13 protein-coding genes and 1 pseudogene are annotated in these 19063 nt (G+C 72.4%); 6 read left to right on the top strand and 8 right to left on the bottom strand.

The annotated features are described in order from the left end of the window. The first annotated feature begins 108 nt into the window (after positions 1-108). Positions 109-2973: a glycoside hydrolase family 3 C-terminal domain-containing protein gene (locus ACWEQO_RS13345; protein ID WP_452982267.1), complete on the top strand. Its 2865-nt coding sequence runs from the start codon at positions 109-111 to the stop codon at positions 2971-2973. Positions 2974-3241: 268 nt separating this feature from the next. On the opposite strand, the gene ACWEQO_RS13340 is transcribed toward ACWEQO_RS13345, so the two are convergent. The 3 genes from ACWEQO_RS13340 to ACWEQO_RS13330 form a co-directional block, all read right to left on the bottom strand. Then, positions 3242-4702, bottom strand: coding sequence for an aldehyde dehydrogenase family protein (locus tag ACWEQO_RS13340; protein WP_452982264.1), 1461 nt, complete (start codon positions 4700-4702; stop codon positions 3242-3244). 325 nt (positions 4703-5027) lie between these two features. Beyond that, positions 5028-6650 carry a PucR family transcriptional regulator gene (locus ACWEQO_RS13335; RefSeq protein WP_452982261.1) on the bottom strand — a complete coding sequence of 541 codons (1623 nt, stop codon included), beginning with the start codon at positions 6648-6650 and terminating at the stop codon, positions 5028-5030. Between the two features lie 181 nt (positions 6651-6831). Continuing rightward, positions 6832-8979 carry an ATP-binding protein gene (locus ACWEQO_RS13330; protein ID WP_361453144.1) on the bottom strand — a complete coding sequence of 716 codons (2148 nt, stop codon included), beginning with the start codon at positions 8977-8979 and terminating at the stop codon, positions 6832-6834. Between the two features lie 273 nt (positions 8980-9252). Here ACWEQO_RS13330 and gabT point away from each other — a divergent pair, with 273 nt between their 5' ends. After that, positions 9253-10587: a 4-aminobutyrate--2-oxoglutarate transaminase gene (gene gabT, locus ACWEQO_RS13325; protein WP_361453140.1), complete on the top strand. Its 1335-nt coding sequence runs from the start codon at positions 9253-9255 to the stop codon at positions 10585-10587. 388 nt (positions 10588-10975) lie between these two features. Next, a complete protein-coding gene (locus tag ACWEQO_RS13320) occupies positions 10976-11656 on the top strand; it encodes a phosphatase PAP2 family protein (RefSeq protein WP_361453137.1) in 681 nt (226 codons plus the stop codon). A 105-nt stretch (positions 11657-11761) separates the two neighbouring features. On the opposite strand, the gene ACWEQO_RS13315 is transcribed toward ACWEQO_RS13320, so the two are convergent. From ACWEQO_RS13315 to ACWEQO_RS13300, 4 genes and pseudogenes are all read right to left on the bottom strand, one after another. After that, positions 11762-11953, bottom strand: a complete 192-nt coding sequence (locus tag ACWEQO_RS13315) for a hypothetical protein (RefSeq protein ID WP_361453134.1) — start codon at positions 11951-11953, stop codon at positions 11762-11764. Between the two features lie 10 nt (positions 11954-11963). Next, positions 11964-12239 (bottom strand): annotated as a pseudogene (locus ACWEQO_RS13310) (Scr1 family TA system antitoxin-like transcriptional regulator); the annotation flags it as partial. Then, the gene (locus tag ACWEQO_RS13305; protein ID WP_452982256.1) at positions 12235-12951 is read right to left on the bottom strand and encodes a GNAT family N-acetyltransferase; all 717 of its coding nucleotides are present in this window, start codon (positions 12949-12951) and stop codon (positions 12235-12237) included. The gene ACWEQO_RS13305 and the pseudogene ACWEQO_RS13310, both read right to left, overlap by 5 nt. 78 nt (positions 12952-13029) lie before the next feature. Next, positions 13030-15264, bottom strand: coding sequence for a hypothetical protein (locus ACWEQO_RS13300; RefSeq protein ID WP_452982253.1), 2235 nt, complete (start codon positions 15262-15264; stop codon positions 13030-13032). Between the two features lie 164 nt (positions 15265-15428). Here ACWEQO_RS13300 and ACWEQO_RS13295 point away from each other — a divergent pair, with 164 nt between their 5' ends. Continuing rightward, positions 15429-16040 (top strand): NADAR family protein, encoded by a 612-nt coding sequence (locus tag ACWEQO_RS13295; protein ID WP_452982250.1) that lies wholly within the window; start codon positions 15429-15431, stop codon positions 16038-16040. A 14-nt stretch (positions 16041-16054) separates the two neighbouring features. On the opposite strand, the gene ACWEQO_RS13290 is transcribed toward ACWEQO_RS13295, so the two are convergent. Further along, positions 16055-16951, bottom strand: coding sequence for a hypothetical protein (locus ACWEQO_RS13290; RefSeq protein ID WP_452982247.1), 897 nt, complete (start codon positions 16949-16951; stop codon positions 16055-16057). Positions 16952-17103: 152 nt separating this feature from the next. Between ACWEQO_RS13290 and ACWEQO_RS13285 the strand changes: the two genes are divergently transcribed. Together ACWEQO_RS13285 and ACWEQO_RS13280 are read left to right on the top strand one after the other, a co-directional pair. Beyond that, positions 17104-18171, top strand: coding sequence for an adenosine deaminase (locus tag ACWEQO_RS13285; protein ID WP_452982244.1), 1068 nt, complete (start codon positions 17104-17106; stop codon positions 18169-18171). 70 nt (positions 18172-18241) lie between these two features. Further along, positions 18242-18937 carry a glycerophosphodiester phosphodiesterase gene (locus tag ACWEQO_RS13280; protein ID WP_361453162.1) on the top strand — a complete coding sequence of 232 codons (696 nt, stop codon included), beginning with the start codon at positions 18242-18244 and terminating at the stop codon, positions 18935-18937. The last annotated feature ends 126 nt before the right edge of the window (positions 18938-19063 follow it).

Raw genomic sequence — 19063 nt, 5'->3', positions numbered from 1 at the left:
GAAGCACCCGATTCGCCGCTCCCGCGTCCTTGACACCCACCCCTGCCCGGAACCAGCATCGAAGCGCTTCGAAAGCGTCTCATCGCTCCACCGCAAGGGGACTCCCACGTGACCGCACCCACGCCGCCCACCCCGCCCTTCCGTGATCCGCTGCTGCCGTTCGCGAAGCGCGTCGACGACCTGCTGTCGCGACTCACCCCCGACGAGAAGGTCAAAGCCCTGCACCAGTTCACGCCCGCCGTCGAACGCCTCGGCGTCGCCGCCTTCCGCACCGGCCAGGAGGCGTTGCACGGCGTCGCCTGGATGGGCCCGGCGACGGTGTTCCCGCAGGCGGTCGGGCTGGGGGCGACCTGGAACCCCGGGCTGGTGCGCCGGGTGGGCGAGGCGGTGTCCCGGGAGGCCCGCGCGATGCGCGCCCGGGACGAGCGGGTCGGCCTCAACGTCTGGGCCCCGACCGTCAACCTGCTGCGCCACCCCCTGTGGGGCCGCAACGAGGAGGGCTACTCGGAGGATCCCCGGCTCACCTCGGCGATCGCCACCGCCTACACCCGCGGCCTGCGCGGCGACCATCCGCTGTACTGGCGCACGGCCCCGGTGCTCAAGCACTGGCTCGCGCACAACAACGAGACGGACCGGGACACCACCTCCAGCTCGGTCCGCCCGCGCGTGCTGCACGAGTACGACCTGCGCGCCTTCCGCGACACCGTCGGGGCGGGCGCGGTGGCCGGGGTGATGCCGGCCTACAACCTGGTCAACGGCCGCCCGAACCACGTCTCGCCGTATCTGCGCGAGCAGCTGCGCACCTGGACCGACGAGGAACTGCTGGTCTGCTCCGACGCCGGCGCTCCCTCCAACCTGGTGGACTCCGAGCACTACTTCGACACCCACGAGGAGGCCGTCGCGGCCTCGCTGCGGGCCGGCGTGGACAGTTTCACCGACCACGGCACGGACAGCTCGGTCATCGTGGAGCGCCTCGAGTCGGCCCTGCGGAAAGGGCTGTTGACGGAGGCCGACATCGACACCGCCGTCCGCCGGCAGCTCTCGGTACGCTTCCGGCTCGGCGAGTTCGACCAGGACCCGCCCGCCGAGGAGCACGCCTTCGACACCCCGGAGCACCGGGCCCTGGCGCAGGAGGCCGCCGAGCAGGCGGTCGTCCTGCTCAAGAACGACGGCCTGCTGCCGCTGGCTCCGGCGAACACCCGTGTCGCCGTCGTCGGCCTGCTCGCGGACGAGTGCAAGCTCGACTGGTACAGCGGTGCCCTCCTGCACCGCTCCACTCCGCTGGAGGGGCTCTACGAGCGGTTCGGCGCCGAGCGGGTGGAGTTCGCGGAGGGCGTGGACCGGGTGCTGCTGCGGACCTCCGCCGACACGTTCCTGCACGTCCCGCCGGCACCCGACACCCCCGACGCGGCGCCCGGCGCCGAGGGCGCGCTGGACCCGGCGCTGCTCGCGGGCCGCACCGACCTGGCCCCGCTCACCGCCGGCCCGGACGGCACCGAACTCGCCCTGGTCGACTGGGGCGAGGGCCTGCTGACCCTGCGTGCCCCCGACGGCCGGTACCTCTCGGTCGCCGAGGACGGCTACCTCCGCGCCTCCGCCGACCAGCCGGGCGGCTGGATCGTGCGGGAGACGTTCCGGCTGGAACCGCACGGTGACGGTCACCTCCTCAGGCACATGGGAACGGGACGCCATGTGCTGGTCGCCGCCGACGGCGTGAAGGTTGCCGCACCGGACGCGGCCGACGAGCCGGGTCCCGAGGTCTTCGGGCTGATCGTCACCGAGCACGGCGAGGAGACGGTGGCGCGGGCCGCGGCACGGGCCGACGCGGTCGTGGTGGTCGCCGGCAACGACCCGCACGTCAACGGCCGGGAGACCGAGGACCGTACGACGCTCCGGCTGCCCGCCCAGCAGGAGCTGCTGCTGCGCGCGGCCCGCGCCGCCAACGAGAACACGGTGCTGGCGCTCGTCTCCTCCTACCCCTACGCGGTCGATCCGACGGACCTGCCGGCGGTGCTCTGGACCGCTCACGGCGGTCAGGCGGCGGGCACCGCGCTGGCCCGCGTGCTGGCCGGTGACGTCTCCCCCGCCGGCCGGCTGCCGCAGACCTGGTACGCCGCCGACGCCGATCTGCCCGGCCGCCTCGACTACGACGTGATCGGCTCCCGCCAGACCTATCTGTACTTCGAGGGCACGCCGCTCTTCCCCTTCGGCCACGGCCTCTCCTACGCGGCCTTCGCCTACGGCGGGCTGACGGCCCGGGTCGGGCCGGAGGCGGTGCGCGTCTCCTTCACGGTCACCAACACCGGCGCCGTCCCGGCCGACGAGGTGGCCCAGCTCTACACCCGGGCCGTGGACCCCTCGGCGCCGCGTCCGCGCCGCGAACTGGTGGCCCACCGGCGGCTGACCCTCGCACCCGGCGAGACGGCCGAGGCGGCCTTCGAAGTCCCCCTGTCCGCTTTCGCGTTCTGGGACGTCGCGGTCGGCCGGTGGCGGGTGGAGCCGGGCCGGTACGAGTTGCTGGCCGGCGCCTCCAGTGCGGACGTCCGGCAGCGGACCTTCCTCACCCTCGACGGCGAACCCGGCGTCCCCCGCCCGGTCCTCGAACGCGGCCTGGACGCGGCGGACTTCGACGAGCAGAGCGGCACCGAGATCGTCGACCGGACCAGGGAGTCGGGCGACGCGGTGGCGCCGGTGGCCGGGAAGGCGGGCGAACTGCTCTTCCGCCGCTGCGACTTCGGGAGCGGAGTGACGGAGGTGACCGTCGAGGTGTCCGGCGGCGGCACCGTCGAACTGTCCCTCGACGGCGGCCCGGTGCTCGCCACGCTGTCCCCGCGGACCCCGACGTCCGGCCCGTACGACTACGTCACGCTCGGCGCGTCCCTCGCCGTCGGCGGCGTGCACGGCGTACAGGACCTGCGCCTGGGACTGCGCGGCCCGCTGCGGCTCGCGCGGGTCGGCTTCCTCCCCGGTTGAGGGCCCGGGAACGGCCGACGCGAAGAGGGGCCCGGCACCGGAAGGCACCGGTGCCGGACCCCTCTGTGCGACGGGCTCGCCTCCTCGCGGAGCCGGCCGCCGGGAGCGGGCGGCGTCGCGACGGGCGGCGTTCGTCCGTCAAGGAGCCGCGTCCGGTGCGCGCTCCGGGGCCCCTGCCCGAACGAAGCCGAAGCCCGGGGCACGTGCCGGGCCCCGCGACGGGGCGAACGTCGCCCGCCGCGGTGCCCGGACCAGGGGCCGGTCCGCCTCAGAGGGCGAGGCCGGTCAGCACCATCACCCGCTCGTAGGTGTAGTCGTCCATCGCGAACCTCACGCCCTCACGGCCGACACCGGACTGCTTGGCGCCGCCGTACGGCATCTGGTCGGCACGGTAGGAGGGCACGTCGCCGACGACCACGCCGCCGACCTCCAGGGCGCGGTGGGCCCGGAAAGCGGTCTGCAGGTCGTGGGTGAACACCCCCGCCTGGAGGCCGTACTTGGAGTCGTTGACGGCGGCGAAGGCCGCGGCCTCGCCGTCCACCTTCTGCACGGTCAGGACGGGTCCGAAGACCTCCTCGCAGGAGATCGTCACATCGGCCGGGACGTCGGTGAGCACGGTCGGCGCGTAGGAGGCGCCGTCGCGCTTGCCCCCGGTGAGCAGGGCGGCGCCGGCGTCGACGGCCTCCTGCACCCACGCCTCGACGCGCTCGGCGGCGGCCTGGCTGACCAGCGGGCCGACGTCGGTGGCGTCGTCCGCCGGGTCACCGGTGACCTGGGCCTCCACGGCGGCGACGATGCGCGGCAGCAGCCGGTCGTGGACGGAGGCGTCCACGATGACCCGCTGCACGGAGATGCAGGACTGACCGCCCTGGTAGTTGGAGAAGGTGGCGATGCGGCTCGCCGCCCATTCCAGGTCCTCGTCGCTCGCCCAGTCGGCGAGGACGACGGCCGCGCCGTTGCCGCCGAGCTCCAGGGTGCAGTGCTTGCGCGGCACCGAGTCCATGATCGCGTAGCCGACCTGCTCGGAACCGGTGAAGGAGATCACCGGCAGCCGCTCGTCCTGCACGAGGGCGGGCATCCGGTCGTTGGGGACCGGGAGGATGCTCCAGGAACCGGCCGGCAGCTCGGTCTCGGCGAGCAGCTCACCGAGGATCAGCCCGGACAGCGGAGTCGCCGGGGCGGGCTTGAGGACGATGGGGGCGCCGGCGGCGACGGCCGGGGCGATCTTGTGGGCGCACAGGTTCAGCGGGAAGTTGAACGGCGCGATGCCCAGCACGACCCCCTTGGGGAACCGTCGGGTGAAGGCGAGCCGTCCCTGGCCGCCGGCGTCGGTGTCGAGCCGCTGGGCCTCGCCGCCGTTGAACCGGCGGGCCTCCTCGGCGGCGAACCGGAACACGGACACGGCCCGGCCGACCTCACCGCGCGCCCACTTGATCGGCTTGCCGTTCTCGGCGGAGATCAGCCGGGCGATCTCCTCGGTGCGCTCCACGAGCCGCCGGCTGACGTGGTCGAGGGCGGCGGCACGGACGTGGGCGGGGGTGGCGGCGAACTCGTCCCGTACCGCGTACGCGGCGGCCACGGCCTCCTCGACCTGGGCCTCGGACGGCACGCTCACGGTGCCGACGACCCGGCCGTCCCACGGAGAGGTGACGTCGAAGGCAGCCTCGCCGGTGGCCTGGCGGCCGGCGAGCCAGAAGGCGTGGGTGGCTGCCGATTCTTCCTTTGGCATGGCGAGTCCCGGCCCTTCCGCGTTGGGGGTGATTGCTTGGCTTGCTGGATCCACGGTAGGGCCGGGGTGAGAGCGGGTCGTTTGTCCGAGCCGTAGCAGTCGACCGCCGCCGCGCGCCGCTTTGGCAGGTCGGTCGCCGCCACGCCCACCCGCCCGCCGCGCCCACCCGCCACGCGCGGCACCGGCCCCGTCTCTCGGCTCGCCGTCCAGGCGTCGGACATCAGTCGTCGAGCGTCAGGCCTCAGGCACCAGGCCTCAGGCACCAGGCACCAGGCTTCAGGCACCAGTCGTCAGGGCTCAGACGTCGGCCGTCACCCGGCGACCGTCAGTCGGGCGAGGTCGCCTTCAGGGCCAGCCACAGTTCCATGCGTACGTCCGGGTCGTCCAGGGAGCGGCCGAGGATCTCCTCGACGCGCCGCATGCGGTAGCGCAGGGTGTGGCGGTGCACGCCGAGGTCGGCCGCCGCCGCGTCCCACTGCCCGTGCCGGGAGAGCCAGGCACGCACCGAGGCGACGAGGTCGCCGCGCCCGGTCGCGTCGTGCTCGTGGAGGGGCCGCAGCAGCCCGTCGGCGAACGCCCGGACCGCGTCGTCGGCGAGCAGCGGCACCACGGACCCGGCGGCCATCTGCTCGTGCTCCACCAGCACCCGCCCCCGCCGCCGCGCCACCGACAGCGCCTGCCCGGCCTGCTTGTAGGCGGCGGACGCGGCGATCGGGCCGGCCGGTGCGGACAGGCCCACGACCAGCTCGTCCTCGCCGACGCCGGCCAGGGGCTCGTGGGCTCCCCCGTCGCTCCGCACCGCCTCCAGGCCGGCCGCGTGGTCGCAGCACGCGGACACCGCCGCGCCGCCGTCGGCGGCCAGCACCACCAGCCGCTCCCGCTCCGGCACCACCAGGACCGCCTCGCCGGAGCGGGCGGCGGCCGATTCCACGACCTCCGCCAGGGCGTCGAGGGCCTCGCCGTTCGGGTCGCCCTGGGCCCGGGCGGCGGGCGCCGCTCCCGTCTCGGCCACGATGATCCGGAAGGGCGCGTCCAGGAGGCCCCCGTACAGGTCGCCGGCCACCGCGCGGGCGTGGTCGGCCTCCCCTGCGAGCAGCATGCGCAGCACGGCGGCGCCGATCCGCTGTTCGGCCGCGCGCAGGGAGCCGGAGCGTTCCGTGGTCAGGGTGAGCAGCGCGACGGCGGAGTGGACGGCGTACCGCTGGGCGGTGCCGAGAGCTGCGGCCGTGCCCACGGCGAGCGCGGCCCGGGGGCGTCGGCCGGTGCCGAGGGAGTGCAGTTCGACCCGGTCGTCGATCTCCGGATTCTCCGGCCCGGCCACCACCGACGAGGCGGGCGCGGGCCGCTCCCGCAGCCGGCGCACCTCTTCCGTGAGCCGTGCCGCGCGCCTGCCCGCCCACTCCGGCGCCGCGGCGACCACGGCGCCCGAGGCGTCGTACAGCGCGGTCCAGCCCTCCACCTGGGCGGCGAGCGCGGTCAGCAGCCCCTCGGGGCCGCCGGCCAGCCCCTGCTTGGTCAGCTCCCGCTGGGCCGCGAAACCCGCTGTCACCGCGCGGTACTGGTCGGCGGCGATGGCGGCGGAGACGGCCTTGCTGATCGCGAGGAAGGGGGTGCGGCGCGGCACCTCCAGCAGCGGCAGCCCCTCCTCCCGCGCCGCCTCCACGAGCGCCTCGGGAATGTCCTCGTAGTGGACGCCGACGGCGAAGCCGAGCCCGGCGACCCCCGCCCCCACCAGGCGTTTCACATAGCGGCGCATCGCCGCCGGATCCTCCGCGTCCAGCTTCAGGGCGGTGATCAGCAGCAGTTCCCCGCCCTCCATGTAGGGAACGGGGTCGGCCAGCTCACTGGCGTGCGCCCAGCGGACCGGTACGTCGAGGCCGTCCTCGCCCGCACGCACGGTCAGTTTGAGCGTGGAGTGGTGGACGAGCGAAGCGAGCGTCGGTGGCATGGGGCCTTCAGGTCGGCGGAGATCGGGACATCAGGCGAACGTTGTGTACTTTTGGCCGCCACGTATGAACGACCTCTGTCGATTCTGCCCCACCGTACGGTCACCGCGTCACCGCGTCACCGCGTCACCGCGTCACCGCGTCATCACATCACCGCGTCATCACGCCCCCGCGTGCAGCGGCTCAGCCCCGCAGGTCCACCAGCAGCGGTGGCGCGTGCTCGCCCCTGACGTCGGTCAGGGAGAGGACCGCGTGCCCCGCCGGCACCGCGTGCGCCAGTTCCGATGCCGACCACCGCTCCCGCTCGACCTGCCGCACGGTGACGGCCCGCGCGGTCGGCGCCTTGCCGGTGATGGCCCGCCGCACCGCGTGCCAGGCCTTGCCTGCGGGACTGTCCGCGATGATCTGCCGGTCGGTGACGTCCCGCGCCTCGGTCCACTCCTTGCCCCACACCTCGGCGAAGTCCTGCCCGTCCCACGGGGTGAGCCCGGCCAGCGCCATCCGGCATCCGACGGTGCCGAGCAGCGGTCCGCGCAGCGGCCTCGCCACGTCGTCCAGGGTGCGCAGGGTGAGCACCGCCCCGGCGTTGGCCGACCGCAGCCGCTGGATGCCGCGCACGGCCTCGGGGGTGATCACGCCGGTCGCGTCGTCCAGCACCAGGCAGGCGAACAGCGACCTGTCCTCCCGTACCGTCACGCTCGCCGTGAACTGCGCCAGCACCAGCCGCGCCAGCACCCGCGAGGCGTCGGCGTGGCCCCGCTCGGGCAGGTCGACCCGGACTCGCACCGGATGGTCCAGCGCCCTGAGGCTGAACGGCCGGGTCTGCCCGGCGGTGGCCGCGCTCTTGAAGGCTGTGCTTTTGAAAAACGTGGCGAAGGCCGGCCGGTCCAGCAGCGCCACCCGGTCGGCGAGGACCCCGCCCACATCGCCCGGGTGCGCCATCTGCCTTTCCCGGGCGTCGAGTTCACGCAGCAGCGACTCCTGTCCCGTCTCCGCCAGGCCCTGGCGCAGCGCGGCCAGCGGGCCGGGCGAACCGTCGAGCAGCCCGCGCAGTTCCGGGACGGAGGGGAAACGGCCGTGCACCGCGTGGAAGGGGCCGAGGAGCTGGGCGAGGACGGTGGTGGCGCGCCGGCTGTCGCTGCCGGGGTGCGGGTCGGCCAGGTCGCCGACCAGCGCCTCGGCGAGCACCGCGGCGGCCTCGTCGGGGTCGGTGGTCCCGCCGTACAGGTCGAGGTCGTACGCGGAGTCGGGGTTGCCGATCCGCACCACGACGTCGTACGCGTCGGCCGGGCCGATCCCCGCCCCCGCGGCGCCGACGACGACCACGGCGGCCCGTCCGGTGAGCGCGTGCAGGCACAGCGATTCGGCGAGCGGCCGGACGACACCGCCGGTCTTGCCGGAGCCGGCCGGTCCGACCGCGAGCAGGGAGGTGCCGAGCAGTTCGGGGCCGAGCGCGAGGCCGGCGCCCCGGTAGGCGTACGGGTTGCGGGCGTCGTCGGCGGCGGTGCCGATCCGCACCTGCCCGGTGACCAGGTCGTGCCGGGCCTGCCGGGCGGGCAGGTCGCGGGCGCCGGACGGGTGCGGGCAGGCGGCGGCGCCGTGGCTGAGCACCGCGCCGGTGAAGGTGGCGAGGGGGTGCAGGCCGGTGCGTACGCCCTGCCAGGCGCGGGCGATGCGGGCGTGGTCGACGTCCCGCATCAGTCCCGCGCGCGCGTCGGCGGCGAGCCGCTCCGCGGCGTCCTCGGCGCCCGCGGCGCGCAGGGCGGGCCAGGAGGCGGGGTCGGCCTCGGGAACCGGCGGGCGCCCGCTCTCCGGGGGCGTACGGCGCCATGCGGGCGGTCCGTAGCGGCGCCAGACCTCACCCCAGCGGCCGAGCCGCCCCACGCCGATCATGAGGGCGCCCGCGATCAGCAGGTAGTAGGTGTAGACGGCCACGACGGCGCCGAAGCTGTGGGGTTCGGCCCAGGAGTCGGGGACCATCGCGTAGAGCGGCAGCAGCCACCAGCCGCCGAGGTACCCGTTCCACAGCAGCGACCAGATCAGCCAGCCCACGAGGAACGCGATCAGGGCCCCGCTCAGCAGCTGCCGCCCCGGGATCCGCTCCGGCTCCTCCTCCGGGCGCGGCCGGTGTCCGAACCGCCACACCCCGGGCAGTGCCTCCGGCCGCGGCGTGCGCAGCCAGGTCAGGAACGCCGACCCGTCCGGCAGCGGCGGCACGCCCGGCGCCCTGGCCGGCCTCGGGGGCACCGAGGGCGCCTCCGGCGGCCCCGCAGGGCGCGGCACGGGGTGCGCATGCGTGCTCCGAGCGTCCTGCGTCCCGTCGCTGTCCATCGCCCTTGCCCCCTGACCAGCCGCGCCGTTCATCGTCAGCGAGTCAATCTAACGCCCCGGCAGGGCGAGTTCACCGTTTCACCGGCCGGGTCGCGCCACGGTGGAAGGCCCGTCCGCGCCGGGCCCCCGCCGTGTCCCGCACTGCCGCTATGTCCACCACGGACAACCCGCCCCCCGGAACAACGCCCACATGGAGCATGCCCAGCTCCCCCTCCCCGCCCTAGCCTGCGAGAAAAGAAACCACATGTCCGTTGCACCCCCCAGGAGCCCCGCATGACCGCACTTCCGCAGGAGCGCCGCGTCGTCACCGCCATCCCCGGCCCGAAGTCGCAGGAGCTGCAGGCCCGTCGCACCGCCGCGGTCGCGCAGGGCGTGGGCTCGGTACTGCCCGTGTTCGCCGCGCGGGCGGACGGCGGGATCATCGAGGACGTCGACGGCAACCGGCTGATCGACTTCGGCTCGGGCATCGCGGTGACCTCCGTCGGCGCCTCCGCCGAGGCCGTCGTCCGCCGCGCCTCCGCCCAGCTCGCCGACTTCACGCACACCTGCTTCATGGTCACGCCCTACGAGGGGTACGTGGCCGTGGCCGAGGCGCTCGCCGAGCTGACGCCCGGCGACCACGCCAAGAAGTCGGCCCTGTTCAACAGCGGCGCCGAGGCCGTCGAGAACGCCGTCAAGATCGCGCGTGCCTACACCAAGCGGCAGGCGGTCGTCGTGTTCGACCACGGCTACCACGGCCGCACCAACCTCACCATGGCGCTGACCTCGAAGAACATGCCGTACAAGCACGGCTTCGGCCCGTTCGCGCCCGAGGTGTACCGCGTCCCGGTGGCCTACGGCTACCGCTGGCCGACCGGCGCCGAGAACGCGGGTCCGGAGGCCGCCGCGCAGGCGATCGACCAGATCTCCAAGCAGGTCGGCGCGGAGAACGTGGCCGCGATCATCATCGAGCCGGTGCTCGGCGAGGGCGGCTTCATCGAGCCGGCCAAGGGCTTCCTGCCCGCGATCAGCAAGTTCGCCACCGACAACGGCATCGTCTTCGTCGCCGACGAGATCCAGTCCGGCTTCTGCCGCACCGGCCAGTGGTTCGCCTGCGAGGACGAGGGCATCGTCCCGGACCTGATCACCACGGCGAAGGGCATCGCCGGCGGCCTCCCGCTGGCCGCCGTCACCGGCCGCGCCGAGATCATGGACGCCGCGCACGCGGGCGGCCTCGGCGGCACCTACGGCGGCAACCCGGTGGCCTGCGCAGGCGCGCTCGGCTCCATCGAGACGATGAAGGAGCTGGACCTCAACGCCAGGGCGAAGAACATCGAGGCGGTCATGAAGGCCCGCCTCAACGCCATGGCCGAGAAGTTCGACATCGTCGGCGACGTCCGGGGCCGCGGCGCGATGATCGCCATCGAGCTGGTCAAGGACCGTACGACCAAGGAGCCGAACCCGGAGGCGACCGCCGCCCTCGCCAAGGCCTGCCACGCCGAGGGCCTGCTGGTCCTGACCTGTGGCACCTACGGCAACGTGCTGCGCTTCCTGCCGCCGCTGGTCATCGGCGAGGACCTGCTGAACGAGGGCCTGGACATCCTCGAGCAGGCGTTCGCAGGCGTCTGAGCGACGGATACGCACGTCCGGCGCAGCCGGCGGCAGGCTGTGTGAAGAAGGTGTGCGAGGTGGATGACCGGACGCCGTTCCCGCTGTTCCACACCCATCCGCTGCCGTAGGTTCTCTTCTCGGACGAGAGAACCACCCGCCCACAGGGAACTGTGGGGCAGGCCGCAGCCTCCCCGGCTTCGACCTGGTCGTACCTCGCGCACACCACCGGAGCCTTCGGGTTCCGGATCTCCTCACCGATCGGACGGTCACCCGCCCCACACCCCCCGGGGCGGGCGACGTTCCGATCCGAGCGGACGGCCGCAGACCGACCGTTCCCCGAAGGGCCGACGCAGCTCCCCCTCTTGCGTCGGCCCTTCGGCGTCGCCGTACCTGCGAAGCTGTGCGCGTGTCGTCCTCCCGGATCCCCCTCCTCCTCGTCTGGCTCGTCGGCCTTCCGGCGCTGCTCCTCTCACTGATCACCTGGCAGGTCGTCAGCCGCGGTCCGCTGCTGGGCGTGGACCGGGACGTCAGTGACGCCCTGCTGCATCCGGACCGGGGCTCCGAGCTGCTCGCGGATCTCGGGAACGTACAGGTCGCGGTTCCGGTCCTCGCGGCGGTGCTCGGCTACGCGGCCTGGCGGGCGCGGGCCGCGGGCAGGGACCGGTGGTGGCCGGCGCCCCTCGGGGCGGCGGGGTTGATGGTGCTGGTGCCGCTGTTCGTCGTGCCGCTCAAGGCGTGGACGGCCCGGCACGGCACGGCGGCCGTGCCGCCCGGGACCGGCTACTTCCCCTCCGGGCACACGGCCACCGCCGCCGTCGCCTACGGCGCCGCGGCCCTCGTGCTGCTGCCCTGGCTGCGCACGGCCACCGCCCGCCGCGCCCTCGTCACCGTCTGCGCCGCCCTCGTGCTCGGCGTGTCGTACGGGCTCGTGCGGCGCGGGTACCACTGGCCACTGGATGTCGTGGCCAGCTGGTGCCTGGCCTCCGTCCTGCTCACCGCGCTGTGGCTACTGCTCGACGGCCCCGGCCGGAGCAGCCGTCGAAGCCCTTCCGGACCTCCCGGCCCCCGAAGAACCGGCACCGGTTGACCGACCACGTCACCAGACCGCGCAGGGCCGGGCAGGCACCACGGGCGGCGGAGACGTCACCCGAAAGCCCCCCTCGAACGAGTGCCCGCCACCCCACCGCCCGGCTCAGAGCAGGTGATCGGCCTTCCCCGCCTTGATCTCCAGGATCAGGGAGCGGAGCGCTTCGCGGCTGTCGGTGAGGTACCGCTCCTCCTGCCCGGCTATGGCTATGTAGGCGTTGCCTTGGGGATCGGTACCGAGACGGAAGCAGCTCGCGCCTTCGCCGCAGAAGAGCTCTTCCCAGGTGATGCCGTCCATCGGGGTCTCCTCACAGGCCATCGACGATGTCCCGGACGACGTCGCGTGACGCCTTTGTCGACAGGGCGACACGCTCGGTCCAGTCCAAGTGGGCACGGTACTTGGCCGACTGCGCCTGCTCACCCAGGAAGTCAGGACCGTGGGAGTTGTCGATCTGGACGGTGTCGAGCTGCGGGACCGGCCCCTCCAGGCAGTTCACGGTCTGCCCGGCACCGGGAAACGTGCCCGCCGAGAACGGAACGACGAGCAGCTGGTCGAGGGCCTGGCGTACGGACGACCGACTACTCCGGCCGGGAGACCGGGAGGATGGCAGGGTCGGTCAAGCCGATCAGGGAAATACCGGCGTCACCATGTTCCAGTGCCCGCCACAGGCGTCGGCCCGCCGGATCAGTGGGCACCTCTCCTTCCGTGCGTAAGAAATAGTCGGTCAGGAATTCACGGATCGGCGCCGACGCCACGGTGTCCACATGGCCACCCGTCCCAGTCGGCGCCACATGAACAGCGGCAAGCACCATGCCGTAGACCCGCTCCCGGCCTGACCCGAGGGACGGCTGGAAGTAAGGCAATCCGAGAGCCCGCACTCCATGCCTCGCATAGAACCGGAAGCGCGCCCTCGGATCGCCATGCTGGGCATCGCTTCGGTGGGCAAGCGGGTGCTCGAACTCGACGAGGATGAAGGACGGCTGGAACCGCTTCCGCCAGGCGCCACGGACCGCATCCATGAGCAACGCACCGCACCGCCGTGACCGCCACTCCGGGCGGACTGCGATGTAGGCAAGCAGCAGCACACCTGTCTTCGGCGACCATTCCCCCACAGCGGCGCCCATGGGGCGCCCCTTGTCATCCAGCACGGCGGTGACAACCGTCCTGCCGTGAGCCAGCGCCTCAGTGATTTCACCGTACGGGGACAATTCGTTCAGGGTGAAGGACGGCCGGAGCACGTTGCCGTAGATCTCTTCAAGCAGTGGTCCACCACTGGCCACGTCGATTATTCTCACGACTCGGACGCCTCAGGCCTCCTGGACATGATCTCCCTCAACGATGTTCCATGCCGCGGCCTCGAAGCTCCTGGGACACTACCCGCGCCTACGGCCGGAGCGCATCGTCCAGAAGCCGAAAAGACACGCCCCCATGACGATGGCCGCCACACTGAACACCGCCCACGCGAGCGCGGTAGGACCTGCACCGAAGCCGGCCTGGAGCACTTGGACCAGTCCCGCCACACCGGCTGCCGTGATCACGGCAAGGAAGACTTCGAGCTTGGCACGCTGATTGCCATTTCGATGGACTGCCAGCTTCTCGATCATTACCGCCAATTGGTCGCGCGTGACCTCATCCAGCTTCATGTTCAACTCGTCGACCCTCAACTGAAACTCGGACTTCTGTAGCAAATTGCGCAGAGTCTCGGCCACCGCAGGCGACGACACAAGAGACGGTGACCTGATCAGCGAAATCATCGATCTCACCTCTACGGCGAAATCGTGTATTTGGAGCTTCTCGACATCCAACTCCATCGAAAATGCATCCAGCTCCCCATCGAGTAATCGCTGTTCGCGCACAAAATGGGATGTTCTGGCCTGCAAGGCCTTCACTCGGTTGTAATGCCGCGCCAGTTCGTCGGACCAGCCGGCGAACAAGGCATCCAGGGACACGGTGAACTCGGCGAGAGTGAGCCAGGTGCTGAGCACCCAGTCCGCTCTCCCCAGAGACACGCTCACCACCGTGTTCGCAGTGCGGACCAGCGCCTCACCGTCCGTCGACCCGACGGACGAACGCGTGTCCGGATCCGCGAGGTAGCGAATCCATTCGACCAGGGAGCCGACGGAGCTCTCGATCTCATGTCCGAGAACCTGAAAACCTACCGCGTCCATGAGTTCGGCAGGTCGGCGGACCTCACTCCATGGCCCGTCCCGACCTGGTCCCGACGCGACCGACGCGGCATTGACGCCGACGAGGACTTGGAACAGCCCGGAACGTGCCACCACTCGGGCCCCGCCGAACCCGAACTGCCGACGCAATTCGGACCCTACGTCCTCGGCAAGTTGAACGGCCAACTCCGACAGGCGGGACCAGACGGTTCCGGACCGGCCCGAACCCGTCGGCGCCTCCTCAAAACTCACACGCAGAGCGCCGTACTCGGGGGCAGCGCAGGACATCATCCAATGAAGGTCACTGGGTGATGCGTTGATCAGTTCTGTTTCGAACCGTACGTAATGGTTACCGAGTTCGGAGAAGATGACCTGGGCGCCAACCCGACCCAGCTCGATGCCGGGCAGTCCGTCCAGCGGCCCCAGGACGACATCGGGAAGGTCGATGAAAGCGCCCTCGTAACGACGGTTCAGGGAGTCGGAGCCGTCCCAGAAGTTGTCGAGGTCCAGCGATCCGTGCACCGCGGCCGCTGTGAGCGAGACCCGACCAAGAGTCCAGTGGGCGGCCTCGTTCCGGACCGCTTCCACGAGTTCCTCGGCACCGCAGCCACGGACCGCAAAGGGATAGACGTAAACAAGACGCCCATGGTCGATGCGCAGCCAGTTGTCGTGGCGCTTTGCGTTCAGCGATTCCAGACTGAAGCGATGCGCACGTAATTCACTGCGACAAGATCCGTGTTTGAGTGCTTCGGATTTCTCCGCCTCCGCCAGGGCGCGGGTGACCCGGTCGAGGGACGTGCCCTCCTCGAAAAACCTCACCACTCCGCCCACGGCGGTCACCACCGCCCGGCAGTTGGCCTCGCGCTCACGGCAGAAGTCACTCAAGTAGGCGCCGAGAGCAGGAAAATCGGCGGAGAACTCCGCAGCCCAGCCGGCCGCGTCATGGACTCGTGCCGCAGCCCGCTCCATGGCTTCCGCCATCGATTGCAACTGACCGGTGGCCAGGTGGTTCTCCGCGAGGATCTCCGCATCGAGGCACTCCATGGCGGCCAGAACCGCCCGAACCGCAGCCGCATCCGGACCGCCCTCGGGCGCCGAGTGAGGGGCCGCCGCCTCACAGGCCCCCTGCAGGGTGTCCCTCAGAGGCCCGAAGTGGTACGAGATCTCCCAGGCGGTATCGACCTCGTGCATGACGTACACAAGCAGCAGGGCGGCCCCACCCGGTTCGTCGCCGACCAGCGACAGCGCTCGACCGACAGCGGCCGCCACACGCCCCCCACTTCCGTCTGACCTCCGCGCAGCAGGAATACGAGGTGGCGGTGTGCTGGCGTTCCACCGGGGCAGCTCTCGTAATTCCTCCGCGTTCACCCCCTGTTGCACCAGCCAGTTCCGCAAGGGCTGCGGATCTCCCTCTACCAGAGGGTCCATCAGATCGTGATGCATGGAGGGATTCTACCGGCGCGTGCCGGTCCTGACAGAGAATTCATCACCCGACAAGGTGTTCTGCTGTCGCGGCTCGGCCGGTCGACGAAATCTGTCAACCAGGTGTCGAGTGACTGCGGAAAAGGCAGGGCGGAGTGTCAGTGGTTGCTGCCAGACTCGCGTGTATGGAAGGAATCACGGGAATGGCGATGAGCGAGACGGCGGGGGCCATCGATTCCAGGGAGGCTCTGGTAGAGGCGCTGCAGGCAGGCCGGCAGGTCAAGTACCTGCACTTCTGGGGGCATCGGCCGCTGCCCGACGGCCGGATCGGGGCGAGCTGTCTGAGCCAATGGTGGCCGTCGCCGTTCACGGTGGACGGGGTGCGGTACGCGACCGCCGAGCACTGGATGATGGCGGCCAAGGCCCGGCTGTTCGCCGACCCGGAGGGGGAGCGGCGGGTGCTCGCCGCGCAGCACCCGGCGCAGGCGAAGGAGGCGGGGCGGCTGGTGCGGGGCTTCGACGAGGAGACGTGGCGGCGGGAGCGGTTCCGTGTCGTCGTCGAGGGCAGCGTGCACAAGTTCGCGGCCCACGCCGACCTGCGCGCCTTTCTGCTGGGCACGGGCGAGAGGGTGCTGGTCGAGGCGAGTCCGGTGGACCGGGTGTGGGGCATCGGGCTCGCGGCCACCGACGAGAGGGCGACGGACCCCGGGCAGTGGCGCGGCCCGAACCTGCTGGGTTTCGCCCTGATGCGGGCCCGCACCCGCCTACGGGAGGGGCAGGGCGGGCCGGAGCTCTGAAGCGGTGTCCGCGGTCAGTAGGAGGCCGTGAACAGGACGAGCGCGCCGAAGCCGACGCCCAGGACGATGCCGACCGTGCCGCAGATGAGGCCGGCCAGGGCGTGTCCCGGGTTCGTGGCCTCGCCGCGGGACGCCTTGCCTCGGCCCAGCGCGCTGAAGATCACGGCCATGACGCCGAGCCCGATGGCCAGCGGCCAGAAGCAGAAGAGCACGGCCGAGATGATGCCGAGCACGAGTCCGGTGACGCCCGTGCCGTTGCTCGGCATGGGCGCCATGCCGGTCCAGCCGTGGTAGCCCGGGGCGGGGGCGCCGCCGTAACCGGGCGGCTGCGGGGCCGGGTAGCCGTAGCCGCTCTGGGGTCCGCCCGGGTAGCCGTACGGGACCGGGCCGGGGCCCTCGGGGGCGATGGGCGGCGGCGGGAGCGGGTCGGCGGCCGGGGGCGCGAAGGGGTTGGGCATCGCCGCGCCGGGGCCGACGGGCGGCGCCGACGCCTGTGGGGTGCCGGGGCCGACCCAGGGTTGGGCGGGCGGCGCCGGGGTGACGGAGGGGTCGCCCTGCGCGGGGAAGGACGTCATCGTCTGCTGTTCGTGCACGGAGGGGGCGCCGGGGGCCGAACCGGCGGCCGGCGCACCGGCCGGGCCCGCTCCGGAGGCCGGGGGGTCGAACTCCGGGAGCGCCCACGGGTCGACGGCTTCGGTGGAGTCCGGCGGGCCGGGTGCGACCTGTCCGCCCAGGTCGATCTGCGTCATCGGGGGCGCCACGTCCCGCGGCGGGGCCTGCGGCGGCTGCGCCCGAGCGGCCCCGCTGTCGGCCGGTGCCGCCCACACGTCGTCATGGTCATGCGGGTCGTGGGGCGGTGTGCCGCCCGCCGTGCTCCCCCGCGCCCCCGGCACCTGCGCGTCGTCGGACATGCGCTGGACCCCCTCCGTCGAACGTCCCGCCATGTTACGGCCCCGGCGCCCCGCCGGACGCACCCGTCCTACGATGTTCCCCGATCCACCGATCAGCCGATCACCCGCGTCCCGCCGCACACCGGCCGAGGACGCCGCTTGGGGGAGGAACCATGACCGACCACCTCGTCACGGCCACCGCAGCGCCGGGCCGCGACCCGAGTGCCTTCATCGCCGGACTGCCCAAGGCAGAACTGCATGTGCACCACGTCGGCTCCGCCTCCCCCCGCATCGTCTCGGAGCTGGCCGCCCGCCACCCCGACTCCAAGGTCCCCACCGACCCCGAGGCGCTCGCCGACTACTTCACCTTCACGGACTTCGCGCACTTCATCGACGTGTACCTGTCCGTCGTCGATCTGGTCCGCACGCCCGAGGACGTCCGGCTGCTGACCTTCGAGGTGGCCCGTGAACTGGCCCGGCAGCAGGTGCGGTACGCCGAGCTGACCATCACCCCGTTCTCCTCGACCCGCCGCGGGATCGACGAGCGTGCCTTCATGGACGCGATCGAGGACGCCCGCAAGGCCGCCGAGTCCGAGTTCGGGACGGTGCTGCGCTGGTGCTTCGACATCCCCGGCGAGGCGGGTCTGGAATCCGCCGAGGAGACGGTGCGGCTCGCCACCGACGACCGGCTGCGCCCGGAGGGCCTGGTCTCCTTCGGCCTGGGCGGGCCCGAGATCGGGGTGCCCCGGCCGCAGTTCAAGCCGTACTTCGACCGTGCCATCGCCGCGGGCCTGCGCTCGGTGCCGCACGCCGGTGAGACCACCGGCCCGGAGACGGTGTGGCACGCCCTGCGCGACCTGCGCGCCGAGCGGATCGGGCACGGCACCAGTGCCGCCCGGGACCCCGAACTGCTCGCGCACCTCGCCGAGCGGCGCATCGCACTGGAGGTGTGCCCCACCTCCAACATCGCCACCCGCGCGGTCCCCAGCCTCGACGAGCACCCCATCAAGGAGTTCGTCCGGGCCGGTGTCCTGGTGACCGTCAACTCCGACGACCCGCCGATGTTCGGCACCGACCTCAACCACGAGTACCTGATCGCCGCGCGACTGCTGGACCTCGACGAACGGGGCCTGGCCGAGCTGGCGAAGAACGCGGTGGAGGCGTCCTTCCTGGACCGGCCCGCCAAGGCACGGCTGGCCGCCGAGATCGACGCCTACACCGCGTCCTGGCTCGCCCGCTGACCGCCCGGCGAACCGGCCACCCCGTGACGAACCGACTGTGCGAAGGGCCGCCATGCACCACGTGACCGCCATGCACCACGTGACCGCCGTGGCCCACCGCGGCGACCCCTACCGCGTCCGCGAGAACACGCTCGCCTCGCTGCGTTCCGCACTCCACCGGGGCGCGGACGCGGTCGAGTTCGACGTACGCCTCACCCGGGACGGCGTGCCGGTCCTGCTGCACGACGAGACGCTGAAGCGGCTCTGGGAGCACGACCGCCCGCTGCGGTCGCTGTCCCGGGAGGAGGTGCGCGACCTGACCGACGGCGGTGTGCCGACCCTGTCGGAGGCGCTGTCGGCGACCGAGGGCAGCAGGGTCCTGCTGGACCTGCCGGGCGCCCCGCACCTGCGGGCGGTGCGCCGGATCGTGGACGTCGTACGGGAGCACGGGGCCCGGGACCGCGTGTACTACTGCGCGGGCGCCGAGACCATGCTCGCCGTGCGCGCGGCGGACCCGTCCGCCGAGATCGCCCTCACCCGCACGACGCTGGCCCCGCCGCGCGCCGGTCTCCTGGAGGCGATCCGCCCGCGCTGGCTGAACTACCGCTTCAGCCTGGTCGACCGGGCCCTGGCCGACCGCGTCCACCGCGACGGCTACCTGCTGTCCGTGTGGACCCCGGACACCCGCCGCTCCATGCGCCGCCTGCTGGCGCTGGGCGCCGACTCCATCACGACCAACCGCATCGACCTCCTGCACACCCTGCGCAACACGAACGCCCGGTCGTGACAGTTCCCCGCGCCCCCGAAAGGGGCGCGGGGAAGTATCGATATGTGACTCCGTCGCGTGGGCGCGACCAGCCACGGACGGCCCGCGGCCTCCGGCCAACGGAACCCGAACGGCGCCCAAGAGGCA

The organism is Streptomyces sp. NPDC004051 (assembly GCF_053604275.1).
This window is presented reverse-complemented; position numbering and strand designations above follow the sequence as displayed.

Coding starts and splice junctions, on each gene's coding strand:
- ACWEQO_RS13285 (WP_452982244.1), top strand. CDS start 17,104: ATGACCGACCACCTCGTCACGGCCACCGCAGCGCCGGGCCGCGACCCG.
- ACWEQO_RS13335 (WP_452982261.1), bottom strand. CDS start 6,650: ATGCCACCGACGCTCGCTTCGCTCGTCCACCACTCCACGCTCAAACTG.
- ACWEQO_RS13315 (WP_361453134.1), bottom strand. CDS start 11,953: ATGGACGGCATCACCTGGGAAGAGCTCTTCTGCGGCGAAGGCGCGAGC.
- ACWEQO_RS13290 (WP_452982247.1), bottom strand. CDS start 16,951: ATGTCCGACGACGCGCAGGTGCCGGGGGCGCGGGGGAGCACGGCGGGC.
- ACWEQO_RS13300 (WP_452982253.1), bottom strand. CDS start 15,264: ATGCATCACGATCTGATGGACCCTCTGGTAGAGGGAGATCCGCAGCCC.
- ACWEQO_RS13330 (WP_361453144.1), bottom strand. CDS start 8,979: ATGGACAGCGACGGGACGCAGGACGCTCGGAGCACGCATGCGCACCCC.
- ACWEQO_RS13295 (WP_452982250.1), top strand. CDS start 15,429: ATGGAAGGAATCACGGGAATGGCGATGAGCGAGACGGCGGGGGCCATC.
- gabT (WP_361453140.1), top strand. CDS start 9,253: ATGACCGCACTTCCGCAGGAGCGCCGCGTCGTCACCGCCATCCCCGGC.
- ACWEQO_RS13280 (WP_361453162.1), top strand. CDS start 18,242: ATGCACCACGTGACCGCCGTGGCCCACCGCGGCGACCCCTACCGCGTC.
- ACWEQO_RS13340 (WP_452982264.1), bottom strand. CDS start 4,702: ATGCCAAAGGAAGAATCGGCAGCCACCCACGCCTTCTGGCTCGCCGGC.